This window comes from Bacillus sp. FSL K6-0993 (assembly GCF_037977205.1).
GTDB lineage: Bacteria > Bacillota > Bacilli > Bacillales > Bacillaceae > Bacillus > Bacillus subtilis.
Map to the genome: position 1 here is coordinate 2,594,114 of NZ_CP150275.1, position 15,039 is coordinate 2,609,152.

General features: G+C 36.8%; 17 protein-coding genes and 3 pseudogenes. 7 read left to right on the top strand and 13 right to left on the bottom strand.

All coding sequences use genetic code 11. The features are described 5' to 3' along the window. Positions 1-280 precede the first annotated feature (280 nt). From MHH79_RS13545 to MHH79_RS13570, 6 genes and pseudogenes are all read right to left on the bottom strand, one after another. Positions 281-1,516, bottom strand: a complete 1,236-nt coding sequence (locus tag MHH79_RS13545; protein WP_063335486.1) for a cytochrome P450 — start codon at positions 1,514-1,516, stop codon at positions 281-283. A 51-nt stretch (positions 1,517-1,567) separates the two neighbouring features. Continuing rightward, positions 1,568-1,774 (bottom strand): GNAT family N-acetyltransferase, encoded by a 207-nt coding sequence (locus tag MHH79_RS13550; protein WP_063335487.1) that lies wholly within the window; start codon positions 1,772-1,774, stop codon positions 1,568-1,570. Positions 1,775-2,171: 397 nt separating this feature from the next. Beyond that, the gene (locus tag MHH79_RS13555; RefSeq protein WP_063335488.1) at positions 2,172-2,738 is read right to left on the bottom strand and encodes a cysteine hydrolase family protein; all 567 of its coding nucleotides are present in this window, start codon (positions 2,736-2,738) and stop codon (positions 2,172-2,174) included. A 230-nt stretch (positions 2,739-2,968) separates the two neighbouring features. Beyond that, positions 2,969-3,340 (bottom strand): YrdB family protein, encoded by a 372-nt coding sequence (locus MHH79_RS13560; protein ID WP_080467346.1) that lies wholly within the window; start codon positions 3,338-3,340, stop codon positions 2,969-2,971. A gap of 45 nt (positions 3,341-3,385) precedes the next feature. Beyond that, positions 3,386-3,541 carry a hypothetical protein gene (locus MHH79_RS13565; RefSeq protein WP_014477443.1) on the bottom strand — a complete coding sequence of 52 codons (156 nt, stop codon included), beginning with the start codon at positions 3,539-3,541 and terminating at the stop codon, positions 3,386-3,388. A 166-nt stretch (positions 3,542-3,707) separates the two neighbouring features. Beyond that, positions 3,708-3,841: pseudogene (locus MHH79_RS13570) on the bottom strand (sigma-70 family RNA polymerase sigma factor); the annotation flags it as partial. A gap of 49 nt (positions 3,842-3,890) precedes the next feature. Between MHH79_RS13570 and MHH79_RS13575 the strand changes: the two are divergent. After that, positions 3,891-3,965, top strand: coding sequence for a hypothetical protein (locus MHH79_RS13575; RefSeq protein WP_250498478.1), 75 nt, complete (start codon positions 3,891-3,893; stop codon positions 3,963-3,965). A 230-nt stretch (positions 3,966-4,195) separates the two neighbouring features. Here the strand turns inward: MHH79_RS13575 and MHH79_RS13580 are convergent, their stop codons facing one another. Continuing rightward, positions 4,196-4,699 (bottom strand): DinB family protein, encoded by a 504-nt coding sequence (locus MHH79_RS13580; protein ID WP_063335490.1) that lies wholly within the window; start codon positions 4,697-4,699, stop codon positions 4,196-4,198. Between the two features lie 226 nt (positions 4,700-4,925). After that, the gene (gene aadK / locus MHH79_RS13585; protein ID WP_063335491.1) at positions 4,926-5,780 is read right to left on the bottom strand and encodes an aminoglycoside 6-adenylyltransferase AadK; all 855 of its coding nucleotides are present in this window, start codon (positions 5,778-5,780) and stop codon (positions 4,926-4,928) included. 396 nt (positions 5,781-6,176) lie between these two features. Here aadK and MHH79_RS13590 point away from each other — a divergent pair, with 396 nt between their 5' ends. From MHH79_RS13590 to MHH79_RS13605, 4 genes are all read left to right on the top strand, one after another. Next, on the top strand, positions 6,177-7,220 hold the full coding sequence (locus MHH79_RS13590; protein ID WP_063335492.1) for a nitronate monooxygenase: 1,044 nt from the start codon (positions 6,177-6,179) through the stop codon (positions 7,218-7,220). A gap of 346 nt (positions 7,221-7,566) precedes the next feature. Further along, entirely contained in the window at positions 7,567-8,364 is a 798-nt protein-coding gene (gene murI, locus MHH79_RS13595; RefSeq protein ID WP_340035160.1) for a glutamate racemase, read from the top strand. A gap of 379 nt (positions 8,365-8,743) precedes the next feature. Further along, positions 8,744-9,451 carry a YrpD family protein gene (locus MHH79_RS13600; protein ID WP_015483480.1) on the top strand — a complete coding sequence of 236 codons (708 nt, stop codon included), beginning with the start codon at positions 8,744-8,746 and terminating at the stop codon, positions 9,449-9,451. A gap of 583 nt (positions 9,452-10,034) precedes the next feature. Continuing rightward, entirely contained in the window at positions 10,035-10,112 is a 78-nt protein-coding gene (locus MHH79_RS13605) for a YjcZ family sporulation protein (RefSeq protein ID WP_072175780.1), read from the top strand. Between the two features lie 275 nt (positions 10,113-10,387). Here MHH79_RS13605 and MHH79_RS13610 read toward each other — a convergent pair. From MHH79_RS13610 to MHH79_RS13625, 4 genes and pseudogenes are all read right to left on the bottom strand, one after another. Continuing rightward, positions 10,388-10,544, bottom strand: a pseudogene (locus tag MHH79_RS13610) (hypothetical protein); the annotation flags it as partial. After that, positions 10,525-11,094 carry a flavin reductase family protein gene (locus MHH79_RS13615; protein WP_063335493.1) on the bottom strand — a complete coding sequence of 190 codons (570 nt, stop codon included), beginning with the start codon at positions 11,092-11,094 and terminating at the stop codon, positions 10,525-10,527. The gene MHH79_RS13615 and the pseudogene MHH79_RS13610, both read right to left, overlap by 20 nt. A gap of 469 nt (positions 11,095-11,563) precedes the next feature. After that, a complete protein-coding gene (locus MHH79_RS13620; protein ID WP_063335494.1) occupies positions 11,564-12,412 on the bottom strand; it encodes a MerR family DNA-binding transcriptional regulator in 849 nt (282 codons plus the stop codon). Positions 12,413-12,922: 510 nt separating this feature from the next. Continuing rightward, positions 12,923-13,255, bottom strand: a complete 333-nt coding sequence (locus tag MHH79_RS13625; protein ID WP_309530205.1) for an MmcQ/YjbR family DNA-binding protein — start codon at positions 13,253-13,255, stop codon at positions 12,923-12,925. Positions 13,256-13,607: 352 nt separating this feature from the next. On the opposite strand from MHH79_RS13625, the pseudogene MHH79_RS13630 reads away from it, so the two are divergent. Together MHH79_RS13630 and MHH79_RS13635 are read left to right on the top strand one after the other, a co-directional pair. After that, positions 13,608-13,892, top strand: a pseudogene (locus MHH79_RS13630) (phospholipid phosphatase); the annotation flags it as partial. Between the two features lie 91 nt (positions 13,893-13,983). After that, positions 13,984-14,193, top strand: a complete 210-nt coding sequence (locus tag MHH79_RS13635; protein ID WP_063335496.1) for a hypothetical protein — start codon at positions 13,984-13,986, stop codon at positions 14,191-14,193. Here MHH79_RS13635 and MHH79_RS13640 read toward each other — a convergent pair. After that, complete coding sequence (locus MHH79_RS13640; RefSeq protein ID WP_063335497.1) at positions 14,190-14,945, bottom strand: metal-binding protein ZinT; 756 nt, start codon at positions 14,943-14,945, stop codon at positions 14,190-14,192. The two genes, MHH79_RS13635 and MHH79_RS13640, sit on opposite strands and share 4 nt — an antisense overlap. Between the last annotated feature and the right edge of the window lie 94 nt (positions 14,946-15,039).

Sequence of the window (15,039 nt, forward strand, 5' to 3'; positions counted from 1 at the left end):
TTTTCTCATTAGAAACTATGCCCTCCATTATTTTATCTTAACAAACGTTTTCTATGTAACAGCTGTTTGTCCAAATGAGGCTGAAAACAAATAAAAAACACCGATAGGGGGAAACTATTGGTGTTTGCAAGACATTTTCATGCCCGGTAGGCATAAATAATGCTAAACTTTGTTTTTGAAAAGCTATCATATCAAATTTTTATGTTACAGCTTTTACTATCGTTTAATCTAATTGTGGAGTAAAACGAGATATGTTTGAAAATCACATATCCCCCAAAAATTAAAAACTAAGCGGCAGTTCTTCTAGTGCTCTCATCAGAAAATTCCCTTTCCATTTCATTTGTTCCTTTTCGCCTTTTAACTGTATATTTGGACAGCGGCGTAATAAGGTGGAAATCGCAATCTTTGCTTCTAAACGGGCTAGCTGTGCACCAAGGCAAAAATGATTGCCATGGCCAAAAGCAATATGGCGGTTGTTCTTTCTTTCAATATCAAATATGTCGGCATTTGGAAATATCTTTTCATCACGGTTTGCTGATGCTAAAGAAATGATGATCACGTCTTTCCGTTTAATCTCCTGCCCATGCAGTATAAACGGTTCAGCCGTCCAGCGAATAGTCGTTAACTCAACAGGGCTGTGAAACCGCAATGCTTCTTCTATGGCTGAATTCATCAGGTCCGGCTGCTGGCGGAGCTTTTCAAATTGATCACCGTGACACATCAGAGCATATGTCATATTGGTGATTAAGTTTACGGTTGTTTCATGACCTGCAACGATAAGCAGCATAATCATCGAGTACAATTCTTCTGTACTTAATTGTGTGCCTTCACTTTCCGCTTGAATTAATGCACTGATTAAATCTCCTGAAGGTTCTCTCCTTTTTTTGCGAACTAAGGATTCCAGATAATCAACAAATTCTCCTAACAAATGATCATTCTCCTGAAGTCTTTCAGGGGCATCTGAAAAATCAATAATTGCTTGCGACCACACTCTGAATTTTTGACGATCTTCTAGGGGAATGCCAAGCATTTCACTTATCACGATAATCGGCAAAGGAAACGCATAATCGTCTACTAGGTTCATGAGTTTGTTGGGTTGTACTTTATCCAATAAAGAATCTGCTATATGTTGGATTTTGTCTTCCAACTGCAAAATCATTCGATGAGTAAATGCTTTCTGAACAAGAGTTCGCAAACGATTGTGATCAGGGGGATCTGAATTAAGCATATGTTTTGTCAAAGGCTCTTCATTCTTCAATAGAACAGGAAGTTTCTCTTCTTTTGCGGTAATTACATTTTCATAGTTTTTCTTTAATTTTTCATTCTTTAATAAATGTATTGCATCATCATATCTCGATATGAGCCAGCCTTTCCCCAGAGCTCCTAAAGATAATGGGTAGAGAGGCTGTGATTTTCGCAATTCTTTATAAAATTCATACGCTTCATCTTTAAATGCTCTCGAAGACAATTGACTTTCCGTCAAAATGGTTACACTATTTTTTTCTTTTGAAGACATTCATTCGACCTCCATCTTTATGAAAGGTTATGTTAATCTTTAAATATAAAATCAGTACGATTTGTAAAATGATCTATTGAGATCAGTATTCATGATAAGTGCCAAAATGCCGCCCCCGCATTTTGAAATAAAAGATATCAGACAGTCATTAATCATTTTGCTGCCCAAACTCTTTCCTTGATAAAATGGCGAAACTCCTAATACTTCTAAATACCATGCCGGCTCTTTTAAGGATTTGGAAGATTTTTTTAGCCTCATTTTGATTAATGTTATCCCCCCTGCTGCTATATAATCGATCAAGTTAATGTCGGGTTTATCACGATGTTTTTAATAGAGCGGCAACAACAATTTCACCATTCTGAATGTCAACAAAAAAGAAATGCTTTTTAAAATATGCTCTTGTCAGTACTTTATGCATTTCAAAAATAAAATAAATGAATGATCTTTTTTTCGCGTTTTACGAGTAAATCCATAAAAGGATATTGATTGAAAGATTCATGGAATAGCTTTGCCACTTTGCTTCATTCATCTGCCCTTGCTTGTCGATAAAGAAACATTGATACATCTCCTTTGAGCAAGTAAAGCAGGAAATCGAATTAAAGCGCCCTTCCTATTGGAAAGGCGCCTGCCGTTTTACTGTGCAAAATGTTTTTCATCAGTGAGTTTTTATAAAATCATTTATTAATTGATCAGTTGTCAATATTGTGGCAAATTCATCATGCAATGTAGCTAGAGATATATTATGAATAGTCGCCGCATCATAATATGTATCATTTTGGTCTCTCATTCCGAAGGCTGCTGTTGCATCTGAAATCAGGTATGTATCAAACCCTAAATTACCACTCATTCTTGTGGTTGTTGATACACAGTGAGGCGTGGTTAAACCAGTTATGACTACAGTTGTTATTTCATTTAATTTTAAGAGTTCTTCTAAATTCGTTCCAATAAAGCTGCTATTTACTGTCTTGGTTATAATGACTTCTTCATCCATAGGCTTAACTATTTCCTTTATCGCAAACCCTTCATTCTTTGGATGGAATAAAGAATGAGGTTTATCAGAAGTGTGTTGTATGTATATGACTGTCCATCCTTTTTCTCTCCATAATTTTAGTATTTTACTAATGTTTTCTTCCGCCTTTACGTTATTTCGTTCCCCCCATTTTTTATCATCAAAGGCTTTTTGCACATCCACAATGATTAAAGCTTTTTTCTTTTCTTCCACAAGATAGCCTCCTACGTAGAATTTCTATTTATTACTACATTTTAAATACAAATTTTACTTTTGTACAATTGTTTAATGATGAATTTCAAATAAGCGCCCTCTTTATTGGAAAATGCGTTCTAAACTGCAACTGTGCCCAAGCCGTTAACCTTCAATAATCTAATCTGAGAATCACTGGCTCTACAGAGAATGATAAAAAGCACTCTAATAACGAGTGCTGAAATTAGAAACTATTGATTTAGAAGCCATTTGATACGCTCAGCTGAAAAGATGTAGTGGAGTATTATTAGACATAAAAAGACAATACCAACTGGTTTTAAATGACTAAAATAAAGCGCTGCAACAGCCATTGCAAAGATCAATAATTCAATAACTAACCTTGTTATCCCTTTTACAGCTATTACAGTTTGTCCACTTCGACTAGGATCATGAGGTACTGCAAATACAGACCAGATAATCATAACTGCAATAGGTAAAACCAAAGTTAAAACATATTTAAAATAACCATTAAAGCTTATCCAAGCAAACACCCCTAAGGAGATTAGTGCAGCGATTTCAAGGGTGAATCTTAAAAGTAAATTAGTCTGATTCAGTTTTTCCAACTCCTCTATAAAAAACACCCCCGTAGGAGATGCTCTTTCTCTGCTTTATTTCAGCGTATAAAAACTTTTCTGTTCTTCCTCTTTAGATTCTATTGTAGTTTTCGGCGAGATTACCTCTACTTTTGAAGAGATGATACCGACTGCTGCTGTTACCAATGCTCCGATTAATAGAACGATGATAAGTATAATGAAATATGACAACTTTTCCCCTCCTATCCAGTTAATTATCCAAATAATCAGGAAGTTGTCTACAATTTGCAGAATTTGTCGAACGAAGTAATCAATATACCATAAAAGCTGAATATTGACCTCGCTTATCGCTGGGAGGCTTTACTCATTGTATGAATTACAGTAATAATCTGCCTTCCCTTTTGAGAAGACGTTCCTCTCTTGTATCCATTTGTTGCAACTCAGCTAGACTCTTTCTCCTTTTGGCGCAGCTGCTTCTATTCCAAATTGAGCAACACCTGAATGTTTCATTGGAATTTCTGAACCATAGATCGTTGCTGAATTTGTTGCAAATGCATACGTAGGATTAGTCGAATGGTGGTTGAAAAACGAAATGCCTTACCCACCTCGAGTGATGGCAGAAAAAGTGGGGGTTTTGTTAGAGAGGAATCTATAGATATGTGTATCTAGAAGATTTGACAGCATTAAAAATTATACTTACATCGTTGGGAATAGGCCAACAATAAAGCGGAAGAACGTTGTCATTTGAAGTGTTTGGAATAAAAATGATTCGAATATGTTCTTATCATTGGTAAACGAACAAAAAAAGAACATGTTTTGAAAAAAGATAGATCAAAACATCTTCTTATATGTTGTCATAGCGTAACTTTTTTATAAAAAGGTTGATTACATTTTCGGGGCTTCCAAACCAAATTTTGCCCATTCTTCTTTTGCTGGACCATAAATACCTGGAACAGTTAAACCTGCTTGTCTCATAAGAACAGTCATTTGTCCTCGATGGTGATTTTGATGTTGAATTAAAAACATCAAAAGTGAACCATTAGGCAATTGTTGTCCGATAAAGTTGATACATTCTTGAAGTGTATGGTCAGTCCATTGGGTTTTTAATGCCTGTACAAATGCATTACTGGCTTGATGATAGCTGTCAGCTATCAACTGAGCTGAAGTTGGAACAGGATAATCTTCAGCTGGGGCATGGAACGTTAAGTCTGTGTTTGAGGTAATGATGCGAATGGCAGCAACAGTATGCCAAGCAATACGGCCTAGAGTCCAATTTTGTGAAGTTATTTCTTGTTTAAGTGATTCATCAGTTAGACTATTTAATAGTTTCTGTGTAGCATCTGCTTCGAACTCCCAAGATTTCAAAAAATGGTCTAAGGTTTGAAACACAAAAATCCTCCTTTTTATTCTTTTGTTTTTTCAATGTACCTATAGGTTAATTATAATGCCTCGTTTCGTTAAAAAGAACAAAAATTTTGGACAAGAATAATCATAGTAAAATGCGTAGACATTCTTAAACGTAACGATTTACGCATCTTTTTACAAACATGGTGACTCCTTGGTCACCATTGTCAGCGAGAATCAAATATCAAATGAAGACAATCCTATATTCTTATCACTTTACTGAGCAATAAATACCTTCCGTATACTTAGTGATGCCTTCATCGTAATCAGGATACTGATATGCAAAACTTTCTGATACAGCTTTTGAATACTTTCTAAATAATGCATAGCAAGTAAATAAAGACTTCCACATTTCCTGATACCCATTCACAGAATATGTAGATATGAGTTCCTCCCATTCTTTATTTGAAAGGTACCGTTTCATAAATTTATAGTTCTTCCCCATACTAAATGAATACCCTTTCTGAGATGCGATATGCCAGGCCATCATTCTCAATAAATTAGGACGTACAATTTCATTTAAATGGTCAATGGCAAAAAGGATTTCATTTCTTGCTAGTCCTTTTACTACGTAAGTCGAAACCATCCAGAACTCATTACAGCAATCATCAAATTCCCTTGCAGTCGGCTTTTTCATCCAGTATTGGCGATCATTTGGGGTCACTTTATAGTTGATGAACGAATCCTTATCGAGCAAGACCTGAACCAAACCATCGTTATTAGCAAAATAATCTTCTGCTTCACGAATTGGAATAAGGGTTAGATCTAATTTGTTGCCATCCTCAAAAAGAATGATGTATGAAAACCAATTACCTAATTCGGGAGGAAAAAGCTCCATATCTTCTGGTTTTTGCATCATAATGCGCTTCCCAAAGATTTCGAGCCACTGATCATTTTCTTTAAAAGAATCTACATCAGTTACAAAATACGAGATGTCATAATCTTGGAAGTTGTCAGGAGGGATATTTCTGTTTGTACGCGACCCTTCCAAAGTGACCAATCGGATTCTCTCATCGTTCAAAGCAAAGTCCAAGAAAATGTCCATCATTTCCTGCTCACTTCGCATTACATGTTCCTCCGTTTCAGCCTTAATATCTAACTGTAAAACCGAATATTGATCTGTACGTCTTATAGATTTTTTTACTCTTGAATGTGATGTATTCTTCTAAGCTTTATTTTACATGAAGTTCTCCTATATATCATTCAAAATTAAGATGCAAGACATCTCAAAATCAGATATCAACTATGAAGGACTACATAAATATTCAGTTTTTTGTAGAGCCGCCATGGGACGACACTATCTTTGACACACTTTAATCCCCCCTTGCTTTATCGTCATGTTAACTGGTATGAGAGATTGACAAAAAGAAGGAAAACGATATATTTAAGCGAATACGAGTTTTTGAGTAAATTTTAAAATGACACTTTTTTCAAAAATCATGTCTAAACGGGGGGATTCGGTATGAATGAATTTATGAAGAAGTTTTCCTTAACAAAACCGATTATTCAAGCTCCAATGGCTGGCGGTATTACAAAGCCCCGACTTGCATCTGCAGTTTCGAATCAAGGTGCTCTTGGCAGCTTAGCATCGGGGTATCTTACACCAGACCTGCTAGAACAACAAATAAAAGAAATGTTTGAGCTGACAGACGCTCCTTTTCAAGTGAATGTGTTTGTTCCGCTAGGTCTAGAGATGCCACCAAAAGATCAGATTAAAAAGTGGAAAGAAAACATACCGTTAGCTAATCAAGTAGATCAATTCACATCTGTACAAGAAGAGTGGGATGACTTCTATCAAAAAATTGATCTAATTTTAAAATACAAGGTTAAGGCTTGCTCATTCACTTTTGATCTGCCGCCTGAAGACGCAGTAAAGGAGCTAAAAACAGCTGGATGCTGTTTAATAGGAACCGCTTCAACAGTAGAAGAAGCATTGTTAATGGAAGAACGGGGAATGGATATAGTAGTCCTTCAAGGAAGTGAAGCCGGTGGACATCGCGGAGCATTTTTACCCTCCAAAGGTGAATCTGCCGTAGGTTTAATGGCTCTGATTCCACAAGCAGCAGATGCACTGAGCATACCTGTCATAGCTGCTGGGGGAATTATAGACCACAGAGGAGTAAAAGCAGCTTTAACCCTTGGAGCCCAAGGAGCTCAAATCGGTTCTGCCTTTTTAATTTGTCACGAGAGTAACGCACATCCAGTACATAAACAGAAAATACTAGAAGCAAACGAAGCAGATACAAAGCTTACGACATTATTTTCAGGTAAAGAGGCCAGAGGAATCGTAAATAAATGGATGGAAGAAAATGAACAGTTTGAGACACAAACCCTTCCGTACCCTTATCAAAATACACTAACGAAGGCAATGAGACAGCAGGCTTCACTTCAAAAGAACCATGATCAGATGTCTTTATGGGCAGGTCAAGGGATACGGTCATTGACTGAGGAAATGTCGGTTAAGCAGCTTTTAAATCGGCTTTGCCAAGAGGATATAAAAATATAGGCGCACCTCATTGATAGAGCAAAAAGCAAACTTCGACAGGCAGTTTGCTTTTTTTTCGTAATTTCATCCTCTGACTCTAGAAATCTAAATACTCCTACATTTTCAAAGCTAATTGAATCGGGTTACCAATCATCCCATTGATACGATGCGATCTTAATGATTTCACCACAACCACAATACATCACCAACATTTCGATCTAATCTCCTCTTCTCAAATTTTGCTATCTATTCGAAAAATCGATAGCTCCCATATTACATTCGAATAGTAAAATGGTTGTTTTTCGTTTGATTCAGATGATACAAAGTCATATGATAAAAAAGAATGAGACAGAAAGCGTGAGAAGTGATGAAAATAGGATTTTTTGATTCAAGAATTGGTGGCATGACTGTATTGTATGAGGCCATAAAAGTTCTTCCTTATGAAGATTACATTTTTTATGCAGATACGTTAAACGTTCCATACGGTGAAAAACCAAAGGGTAAAGTTAAAGAATATATTTTCAATGCAGCTGAATTTTTGGTCAGTCAAAATATCAAAGCTCTTGTTATTGCGTGTAATACAGCTACTAGCATTGCGATAGAGGATCTTCGGAGAAACTTCGACTTTCCGATAATCGGAATCGAACCCGCTGTAAAGCCTGCTATAAATAAATGTACAGAGGAAAGAAAAAGAGTTCTCGTAGTTGCTACTAATTTGACGCTTAAAGAAGAGAGATTTCATAATCTAGTTAAAGAAATTGATCACCATGACCTTGTTGATTGCTTAGCTCTTCCAGGACTAGTTGAATTTGCTGAGAACTTTGATTTTAGTGAAGACAAAATCATTAAATATCTAAAGAACGAACTATCTTCTTTTGATTTGAAACAATACGGAACGATTGTGTTAGGATGCACTCATTTTCCGTTTTTCAAAAACAGTTTTGAAAAACTGTTTGGGATAAAAGTTGATATTATTTCAGGCAGTGTCGGTACTGCAAAACAGTTGAAAAAAGTTCTTGCAGATCGTAATCAGCTTGGTAAAGGATCGGGCTCAATCACCTTTTTCAATTCTGGCCATAAAATTGTGGACCAAGATATCATATCAAAGTACAAAAAATTGTTTGAAATATTAGATGAAAATCAAAGGAGTCATGTTGGACATTGAATGTAAATGAAAAAGACAATCTCCTGAAGAAAAACATGAACTAAGAAGCGGGCTTAAAAAGCCCACTTTTTTTCTAACAAACAATTGAGTTATACACACATATCTGATTACAGTGTTTTCTCTCTTTCCCCTCTTATTTCTACCCCATCTCTATAGCTTTTCTATTTCAATAAAGCACAAGTATCGATTGAAAAGTTATCGTAACATGTACACTTCATAGGACATTTTCGAGATTGCGAATCGACCGTTTGCCAGATATAAAAAGTCATAATGTGTAAATTCTGTGTCTATTTGCATGTTAATTATGGAATTATTTTCATAATGTTTTATAATACAAGATGATAGCGTTTTTTAATTATAATAATAGGGGGAAATAATGATGATGAAAAAAGGACTGCTCGCGGGTGCGCTTACGGCAACTGTGCTTTTTGGCACATGTGCAGTAGATGTGCCGGGTATTATTAGCCCAAAAACCGCAGAAGCTGCATCACAGCTAACTGATGGAATCGGCGGGAGGGCTTACTTGAACAGCACTGGTGCAATTTTTGTTACGAAAATCCAGCTTCCTAGCTCCATTCAGGTTTCAAATGGGACAGCCTACATCTACTCTGGTTTTAGCGGAGGCACAGAATCCGATATCGGGTTTCAGTACAGTGATAAATATAATGTATGGAAACCATATATGAAAGTTGGTTCAAAAGGGCAGGATCAGGTTCAGTACCTCGAAGGAGGAAGCCAATTCACGAATACGAAAGGCTTCCGTCCCGGCAGCACCGTACAACTTACCATCTACAAAAACCTTAACGGCAATACCCGCGCTACATACTGGGGCACGAACAATGCGGGATACAACGGCCGTCTCATTTCAGAAATCAGCAAAACAAATGTCGGCTCCATCTCAAAATGGAAAGCGCTCGCTACAGTTGCTACAACAGGGTCACGCCAATCTATCAAATCAAATTTTTCAACATCTTTTACAAACATCACCATCGACAACAAAGCAATAACACCTGTAATTGATACACAAGACTTCGCTAAAGTAACAGTCTCAGGCAACAGTGTCAGTTTATCCGTTGTGAAAAATTAAAACATGTTAAACATACAATGCGTTAGGCTATTGAGAAGCTCTCGATAGTCTTAAAGGGGGGCTTAACATGCCCCTTTTTTCATTTCAATTTAACTTTCAGTTAGCTTCGGTACATGCCGTCTATCTCCGTCTTTTATCTGGGTGAAGTAAGGAGCAGCTCGCCCCTTCTGAACCTGTTCCATTTGCTCAACGCAAAAGGTGTGCATCACTGTCTTAAAAATGTTAAAACAAATGGCAGATGGTGCACTTTATTATTAGATGAGGCATGCTTACGCTCGATATGCAAGTCAAATGATTAAGGGTCTGCAAGAGAGAGAAGTTTTGGGTGTAATTCCATAAAAGAGGGATGTCTTCATATAGCTCGATTGCATCAGGAAGATTAGCCAGCGATTGGCCGAGAACAACACATCACTTTGAAACGGATTCATTCCAAAATGATAAGTATGATCCCATAACTAATAAAGATCAGTTAGCAGTCCAGCCTTAGACTAAAAAATATTTTTACATCAATTAAACTAGCATCACTATCGAATAAGCTCGATCTGCATATCATGTACTATCCTCTTTTAAGGAAGGTGATGTTATGAGGTCATTTCCATTAATTGTAGTTCTATTCATCCTATTAATCATCGTTGGGACATCTTTCTTTGGTGGCTATTAAGAACACACCTTACCTCATATCCATCAGACGCCATAAGAAATCTTTATGGCGTCTGTTTTTTATTAGATTTAAACAAAACCATTAAAGTGGGGCCATGCAAACACACCTATGGAGATTACTGCCGCGACTTGTGAGGGAAATGTTCTTCCCTTTATGGACTATTGTCGATCAAAAGAGAAAGTTGAAATACCTTTTTATGGTGAGATGAATCATATAAAAGACCGCAAAGCTTTCTTGAAGAAGCTTTGCGGTCTTTGGGTCTCTTTTTTGCTTTGTATAAGCCTATAGATTTCAAGCGGAATCCACTGCCATACATCCAATGATTTTATTTTGAAATAGGTTTCTTCTACTCTTCATGTGGGATGAACTCAAGGTATGCACGTCACAATAATGTGGCGGATCCTGAATGGTCTCAATCAGTTTTGGGATCAAATGCGTGTTGACGTTCCTCTGCTTTGCTGTTTAATATTCGGTAGCTCGATTTTCCAATATGAAGCGGAATATCCATTTTTTCTAAATCTGGCATTCCATTTTTCAGGAAAAGCTCTTTATCTTGATATCTCTGTAAAACTTCTCCCACAATCCACTCTTGATCGCCCAACGTGGAAACACTGTGTACTTTACACTCATAAGCAAAATAAGCAGCAGTTAAAATCGGCACCTCGGCTTTTAGCCCTACTTCGTATCCAATGTTAAATGCTTCAAACTTATTTATATCTCTACCACTATGGGTGCCTAATGCTTGAATTAATCCCGAACATCTCCCTGGAAGAAAATTCACACCGAAAACACCACTTTTCTCAATCATTTTGTAAGTATATGTCTCTTTGTTTACTGATATCCCATACATTCCAGGAGAAGATCCAATGTACGTATGCCACCCAGAAGCCATTGCGTTTTTTTCACCTTCATATTGAGCCGTAACTACAGCTACCATTCCAGGGTAGGCGTACCAAATTGGTTCATCTATCGGTGTTCTCATCTTCATCGCTCCTTTTGTTTTAGATTTAATTTTTATTTAAATTTGAGATGCGACAAAACAACAATGATAAAAGCTAGCCCAGCAAATTAGAAGTACATGAGCATGGTGGTCAAGGACTGAGGTGTCAGATGTCAATCAACCGATAATAAAGCAGTATCTCCATCGTATTTTTCGTTTAAGTATGCAAAGGAGCAAGCTCTACACCGCACTCCCCGCCAAAAACGATAACACGATCAGGGCTGTGCTTTTGAATTAAACTTTTGGCAGACCGAGCTTGCTTTAATCAAAAACTCCTTCCAATAATCCCCTGCTCTTTTTCAAGATCCGCATCTAAATCGACAAGTACTTCTTCAGCGGCATGAGTAACCGAAGCGCATACCTTCTTTATTTGTCATTTTATACATCCTTCCTTTCATGAATGAATATGATGAACAAATCATAAACCCTATAGCAGCTATAGGGTCAAGGGTTAGTTATTTTTTAGCACTCTTAATTCTGTAAGGAAGTTTTCTTCTCTTAATGAGTTATAGTCAATTGGAAGAGAAACTTGATATACTTTTCCATCCGTTTGGATGCCGTGAGATTCAATATATTGATAAAGCTTTTGATAATACTCATCATAATTTTTTGCAGACCAATTAAATGCGATACATACATATTCACCAGATGGGATCGTATCTAACCTCATGTTTTTTTCTCCTATGTCTATTTTTTTCCCACTGCAAACAGTCGTATAAATACTATTGCAATAAATTTCACGAGAATCCTTATAGGGCTTGAAATCATAAATGAATCCATAATAGTTATCTATTACATCTCCTATTTTTTCGACAACGTCAGCCAGCTTTCTGTAATACAAATCGGATTGATTATGAGGATTAACTTGAGGCGTCTCTACTTTTAATATTGTTTGTTTATCTATATACCGAAAATAAACGAAACCTTCATCTTTTTTACTGCATATGTCTAATTGTTCATTAAGCTGTTTTCGTCTCCTATGAAGTAATTGACGAGCACGTTCGAGCTTTTCCATTTCTTGCACAATAACGCTTTCTTTCTCCTCAAGAAAGTGTTGCATATCTTCTGGGGTGCAAGAATATGAGCTGAAACGCTTAATTTCTTCTAGAGGTGTCCTAATATATTTTAGATACTTGATAACATCTAAATAAAAGAACTGTTTGACATGATAATACCGATAACCATTATCCTGATCTGTATAATAAGGCTTGAAAATTCCGATCCTATCATAATAGCGCAATGTTTGAATTGAGATGTTATTTAGACGGGCTGTTTCGCCAATTGTAAAATATTCCTTCATCCATCTCATCCTTTCATCTTAGCTCTAAGAATTCTTTCTTACACTATACACGGTTACCTTCAAAATCTTAACTGAGCAATCTTGAGATCAATCTGTTATCTTCATTTTCGTTTTCTTAAAAAGATCCGCCAAGAAATGATCTTTCCAGTTTCATAACAATTGCATGTTAAGCAGGAAAAGTATTGACACTATCGTCACAACAGGGTTTATGATTTGTTACGCAACTTTAAAATAGTTGGAAAAAGGAGGGGGAGTATCTGTCAGAAGATGTTTAAAGTATCCACTGTAGTCGTGGCTGAGTTTATGAGGTAAGTCATTCAAGACTGACAGGCATAGATGATGTAAATGGGTCGTTACATATAATTGAACTTTTTAAAAAGCTTAATCCTTAAAAAAAATAAGCTTTTTTCCTTTACAATGCTCATCTTATAGATTCCATATCAAGACGCAAGGCTCTTGTAGCACTTCAAGGCTTTACATATTACATCCCCTCTCCCTCGGGCCTGTCGCTTACTTGGTTTTAGTTAACATGTAGCTTTGTGTTATCATATCGTATATGTCTTTATCTGGGAAAGTTCCGTCAAGAATGATAGAATTCCAATGCTCTTTATTGAGATGAAATGCTGGAACGACCGAAGTGTATTTCTGTCTCCAAAAATCGAGAAAACCGGGTTCGCACTTCACATTGATCCAAATATAATCATCTTTTTTAAATATCCACGCAAACACCTTTCTTTTTTCTATGTGTCGCATTAACGTCCAATTTTTATCACGAAACGGGTAATCTTCATATACATTTTTAAAGCTCAAACAATAATCAATTGCTTCCTCTCTATTTTTCATTGCTTGCCTCTCCTTCTACACATAAAAAACTGCCTAAAGTTTTTTCTTTAGCTATTGATTTCCTCTACTTTATTTAACAATAATGAATATGTGAATAAAAGAACTATGATTAAACAATTTGCAGATCGGGCAGTAAATTAAAAATTCAGTTGCTTTTTTCTGAAAGCTACTTTAGCTATTCGGGCGCATTGGAGAAACAGAGGCTTTCGTTGGTACCCCTGCCTTTCTTCGGCAATCCGCTAGCCTGTTTACCGGCATCATCAACCATCATTAGCACCGATAAACATAAACAAGCTGGCAGCAATAAGCACCAGCTTAAAACATATTCTTTATGAAGTGGCTCCCCCAACTGATCAATTGCCCCTTGTTGAATGCCAACATTCATTGCAGAACGCCGTACTTTCAGAGAGGAAAATGCCGCATATTTTAATATCGCAGAAACCAGAGCTACAGTGTAATTGACGGTCTTGGTCCGCTTACCGATGTATATCGAATGAAGGCGGGGGCGACGACAACGATTAACAGGGTACCGGCAAATGCCACGATGAAAAAATATAATGATAAAGGAACCAATTCCGGCAGCACGAGCTCCAGTCTCGGCAGCATCGTGAGTTTGGTCAATACGTTACGCGGACCCTAATCTTCAACGAACCCAGCTAAGAGATATTTTCACTTTGTTAATGCAATAACGTTGTTTTATTAATGTTTTGTTTATTTTTTAGGAGTCAATGAAAAAGAAGTTACCGCCGGCGGAGAGAGAAAACGGACAAAAAGCTGCTGGCGAAGGGTCAGCAGCTAACACAGGGACATTTAAACATTCAATCTCCATAAAGGATTGGCGTCTTTCCCCATTCTATCAATTTTCCACAGAAAAAATGGCTATGGCAGAACAACTTTATTTTAAAAGAACACCATACTTCATAGTAATCATCATTTAATGAGCCATCATCTCATGGGCAATATCGTGTCCATCCATTTTTGACGGGTAGTAGGTAGGCCAGTTTTTGACTTCATCAAGTAAAGCTTCACGGTCGTCCCCCCAATAGAGATGGTAATGACTAGCATTAGTCGGGTAAATACTATGATCACTAAACTGAATATACTGAGGCAGCCCTTCTGCTTTTTTAGCTAGTTTGAATATGTATCTTACCCCTCTATTGCCCGCATCATAGGTTAGAATTTCGTATCCGTCATACGTATACTTACCAGAATATTCTTTTCCATTTTTGAAGAACGTTACAGTATCTTTCTGGATTACAATACGGTCAACATCTGTTTGATAGCCTTTTTTATAATACTCTTTATATTCTTCAGCTGTCTTGCCGCCTTCGTATTCTGATTTATATGAAAACACTTCGTCAAGAGTACCATCTTGCAGGTATGGATATACAGATTGCCAATCTCCTTCCCAATCAGAAAGTAAGCGATCCTTTACTTGGCTGTTTTTAAAATAGCCTTCATATATTTTTTCTGTTTCTTCATCATGCGCATGACTATGATCGTGAGAATGTTCGTGTGTATGACTGTCAGATGTTTGCTCTTGCGTTTTGGAAGAGTCTTCTTCAACTGCTGAGGATGATGTTGTTTGATTAGACTCACCTGCAGAAGAACCGGAAGTCTGACATCCTGCCAACACTAGTAATGAACCAATCGTTAATATGCCTAGCCGCTTTGAAAATAAAATGTTCATTCCAACACTCCTTTTTATTAAATCGAAAACATTACGATTTATATTATACATACATCTCTTGCAAACATCAAAGGGAAAATGCTTTTCATGCGGA